This window comes from Mameliella sp. MMSF_3455, from assembly GCF_030733205.1.
Lineage (GTDB): Bacteria > Pseudomonadota > Alphaproteobacteria > Rhodobacterales > Rhodobacteraceae > Antarctobacter.
This window is the reverse complement of the sequence record NZ_JASHJL010000089.1, coordinates 1-4,123: the sequence shown is the minus strand read 5'-3', so window position 1 is coordinate 4,123 and position 4,123 is coordinate 1. Positions and strand designations below refer to the sequence as shown.

At 59.4% G+C, this 4,123-nt stretch carries 4 protein-coding genes and 1 pseudogene; 4 read left to right on the top strand and 1 reads right to left on the bottom strand.

Translation table 11 applies throughout. The features are described from left to right. The first annotated feature begins 327 nt into the window (after positions 1-327). Both RBB42_RS27845 and RBB42_RS27840 read left to right on the top strand, forming a co-directional pair. The gene (locus tag RBB42_RS27845) at positions 328-909 is read left to right on the top strand and encodes a L,D-transpeptidase (protein WP_306043966.1); all 582 of its coding nucleotides are present in this window, start codon (positions 328-330) and stop codon (positions 907-909) included. A 73-nt stretch (positions 910-982) separates the two neighbouring features. Further along, positions 983-1,525: a multicopper oxidase domain-containing protein gene (locus tag RBB42_RS27840; protein ID WP_306043965.1), complete on the top strand. Its 543-nt coding sequence runs from the start codon at positions 983-985 to the stop codon at positions 1,523-1,525. Here RBB42_RS27840 and RBB42_RS27835 read toward each other — a convergent pair. Then, entirely contained in the window at positions 1,466-2,425 is a 960-nt protein-coding gene (locus tag RBB42_RS27835) for an IS481 family transposase (protein ID WP_306043964.1), read from the bottom strand. The genes RBB42_RS27840 and RBB42_RS27835 overlap by 60 nt on opposite strands. A 51-nt stretch (positions 2,426-2,476) precedes the next feature. On the opposite strand from RBB42_RS27835, the pseudogene RBB42_RS27830 reads away from it, so the two are divergent. Both RBB42_RS27830 and RBB42_RS27825 read left to right on the top strand, forming a co-directional pair. Next, positions 2,477-2,978, top strand: a pseudogene (locus tag RBB42_RS27830) (IS5 family transposase); the annotation flags it as partial. 100 nt (positions 2,979-3,078) lie between these two features. Further along, entirely contained in the window at positions 3,079-4,050 is a 972-nt protein-coding gene (locus RBB42_RS27825) for an IS110 family RNA-guided transposase (RefSeq protein WP_306043963.1), read from the top strand. The last annotated feature ends 73 nt before the right edge of the window (positions 4,051-4,123 follow it).

Here is a 4,123-nt window from a genome sequence, read left to right as displayed (position 1 = left end):
CGACACGCAGCATGAAACCTAAACCCGATACACCTTAGAAACGCTGCAAACCTGTCCGAAAAGATGGGACCACTTCAAACATCACCACGGTGGAAGTTGCGATCATCAAAAAGAATCGTGTGTAGTGCATAGGCTGGGCTCCCTTCGATAAAGGTTCACCAGGTTAACGACCTTCCTGCGCCGGATAGTTCCGCAGCCCGCCGAGATCGCAAAAAATGCGTGATTTTCCGGGAACAAACCGGTCGCGTGAGCGGTTCTCACGCAAATGTGACTCCCCTTCCAAGCGGCGCTCTCGTGTTTTGGAATGGCACAAAAAAAGGAGTCCCAATGAAACAATTCAACCGTCGAACGTTACTCGTCGCCGGGACGGCGGCACTGGCCATGCCCCGGTTGGCGCTGGCGCACAAAGTCACGCTGCCCGATCGCTTCAACCCCACGGCAGTCCAGACCGGCCGCACGGACTGGCTGCCCGGGGAAATCCACGTCGTGCCAGACGAATTCCACCTGTTCCTGATGGGACAGGACGGGGCGGCGATCCGCTATGGAGTGGGCGTCGGGCGCAAGGGGTTATACGAGACCGGTGTCTTCACCGTCGCGCGCAAGGCCAAGTGGCCGTGGTGGCGCCCCACCCAGTCGATGATCCGCCGCGATCCGGGGAAATACGCCAAGTACAAGAACGGCTTGAAGGGCGGTCCGAACAACCCGCTGGGCGCGCGGGCGCTGTACCTGTATGATGATCAGGGGCGTGACACCTACCTGCGCATCCACGGCACCAACGCGCCTTCGACTATCGGCAGCGCCGTATCGAACGGCTGCGCGCGGCTGACCAACGAGCACGTCAAGGACCTATACGACCGGGTCGAGATCGGCGCCCGCGTCACCCTGCATCCCAAGGTGACGACAGCGTGAGCCGCCGCCTCTCGGGTTGAACACCGGCGCGCGGTATTGGAAAACCCGTCCGGGACGACCGGAGGACCTCGCGATGCAGATGACCAGACGACAGGCGCTGACCCTGATGGCGGCAACGGTGGCGACACCGGCTTTGTCGGCCCCACGCCGCATCACCCTGCGCCCCGAAGCCGTTGAGACCATGGTGGCCGGACACCGACTGCCGATGCTGGCCTTCAACGGGCAGGTGCCAGGCCCCGAGATCCGCCTGACGCAAGGAGAAGCCGCGCATATCCGGCTGGAGAACGGTCTGCGCGACGGGGCCTTGGTGCATTGGCACGGGCTGCGCGTGCCCAACCGCATGGACGGCGTGAACGTGCTGACTCAGGACGTGGTAATCCCGGGCGAAAGCTTTGACTACAGGTTCGACGTGAGGGATGCGGGAACCTACTGGTACCACTCGCATTATCTGTCCTACGAACAGGTCAGCCGGGGCCTCTTCGGGGCCTTCATCGTCGAGGAACGTAACCCGCCCGAGGTCGACCACGACATTACGGTGCAGTTGTTTGACATGCTGCTAGGTGTTCAGTCCCGGCATCTGGTGGATCGGGTTGAGGATGAACCGATCTGGCTCTGATGTCCAGATTTTACAGATGTATTCGTAGGGCGAGAGGCCGCTCAGCGTCTTGAGCCTTCGGGCAAAGTTGTAGGCTGCCAGGAAGTCCGCGAGGTGCGTTCGCAGCTGATCGTGGGTTTCGTAGTAGAAGCGTTTTACAGTCGCGTCCTTGATTGTTCTGTTCATTCGCTCAACCTGACCATTGGTCCACGGGTGGTTGGGCTTGGTCAGTCTGTGCTCGATTCCGTTGGCCTCGCAGATCATGTCGAAGCGCATTGGCCGCGAATGGATGGTGTTCCGGTTCTGGGGCTGCTCGGCGAACTGGATGCCGTTGTCAGTGAGAATGGTGTGGACCTGATAGGGCACGGCTTCGAGCATATGCTGAAGGAACTCCCAGGCCGTCTTTCTGTCAGCCGTTGCAATGAGTTGAGCGACGGCGAACTTGGCCGTTCGGTCTATGCCCACAAAGAGATAGAGCTTGCCTTCCGCTGTCTGCACCTCGGCGATGTCGATATGGAAGAACCCGATGGGGTAGCGCTTGAACTTCTGGCGCTTGGGCTTGTCTCCCTCGACATCCGGCAGGCGCGAGATGCCATGACGCTGCAGGCACCGATGCAGCGCCGACCGTGTCAGGTGCGGGATCGAAGGCTGAAGGGCATATAGGCAGTCGTCCAATGGAAGGAGCGTGTGCCTTCGGAAGGCTACGACAGCCGCCTCCTCAGCCTCAGACAAGACGGTGGACCTCGGTTCCGAAGGCCCGGTCTTCATGTCCTCAACCGTCGCCCGCTTCCGCCACTTCGCAACTGTCTTGGGATTGATGCCCAGCTCCCGGCTCAACTGCGCGAGCGAAGCTTGCGATCGCTGTATTGCAGCTCTGACGGCGTGCGTTGTCGTGGCGCTCCCGTGACGAACTTGTCCCATGCTGCTTCCTTCCATTCCTGCGAAAGGATCACACCATCAAACCGTGGGATCAAACACGGGATTATCTTCATCAATCGTAATGGCTTGCGATGGCGGGACGCACCCAAGGAGTACGGCCCACACAAGACCTTATACAATCGCTGGAAGCGATGGAGCGACACGGGCATCTTCGCCCGGATGATGGCCGGCCTGGCGGCTGACCACGGCGAACAGAAGACCGTGATGATTGATGCGACCTACCTCAAAGCCCACCGGACAGCGACCAGCATGGGCGTGAAAAGGGGGGCGTGGCTGCCTGATCGGGCGCACCAAAGGCGGCATGAACACCAAACTGCACGCCATCTGCGACAGCCATGGGCGGCCTCTGAACTTGTTCGTCACCTCCGGTCAGGTCAGCGATTACATCGGCGCACGGGCGCTTCTGAACAGCCTGCCACGTGTCGATTGGCTCCTTGGAGATCGCGGCTATGACGCCGACTGGTTCCGAGAAGCCTTGGAAGACAAAGGGATACGCGCCTGTATCCCAAGTCGAAAGCAGCGCAAGAAAACTGTGTACAAAAATCAGTCCGATAATCTGATGGATTGGATGCCCCTCCTGTCGGTTCATAATGGGACCGTAGTGGCCATGACGGCCGTGAAAGGAGGGTAAAACAATGGAAAACATACACATTTTGGGTGTTGATTTGGCCAAGCGGACGTTTGCCATCTGCGCGACCGATAAGAACGGTTATGTAATTCATAGGAAGAAGTTGACGCGCCCGCCGTTTCACAAAACCCTGTCCGACATGTCTCCCTGTATCGTCGCGATGGAGACCTGCAGGTCAGCTCACTACTGGGCGCGGATTGCGCAAGCTGCCGGCCATGAGGTTCGTCTGATCCCAGCTCTGTACGTCAAACCGTTTGTCAAACGCCACAAGAACGACTCCATCGACGCCGAGGCAATCGTTGAAGCGGCTGTGCGCCCGTCGATGCGATGCGTCCCCGTGAAGAGTGGAAGCCAGCAGGCGCGCGCAATGCTCTTCCGGACGCGGGAAATCTTTGTGCGTCAACGGACCCAGCTCATTAATTCGGTTCGGGCACACCTTGGCGAGTACGGCATCGTGCTTCCACAACAGCGCCGCAACGGTCGCGCTTTTGCATCTCGCTGCCGCGACGAACTGGATGGCGCGCCGCCGGAAGTTGCCGACATGGTCCAAGCGTATTTGCGGCAAATCGAAACGCTCGACTTCGAGGTAGCCGCGCTCGAGGTGAAGATACGAAAAGGTGCGATCAAGAACGCTGAAGCCCGACGAATGCAGACCATGCCCGGCATCGGCCCAATGTCGGCGATGGCGATCCAGGCGTTCTGCCCTCCCCTCGAAAACTTTCGTAAAGGCCGAGATTTCGCCGCTTGGCTTGGCCTGGTGCCAAGACAGCATTCGACCGGCGGAAAAGATCGGCTGGGCCGAATTACCAAGATGGGTCAGCGAGACGTGCGAAAGCTCCTAATCATCGGTGCAATGTCGGTCATCAGCGCAAGCCACCGCAAAGGATATTGCGACGACCCCTGGCTCGCGCATATGCTCTCAAAGAGGCCGCGCATGGTTGTGGCTGTCGCATTGGCCAACCGCATGGCCCGACGTTAGAGGTGGTCCTGAGTTTTCGACCAGTTTGCCGCCGGGCTAAGCTATAGCATCGGTTTCATTTCAGGCGGCAATC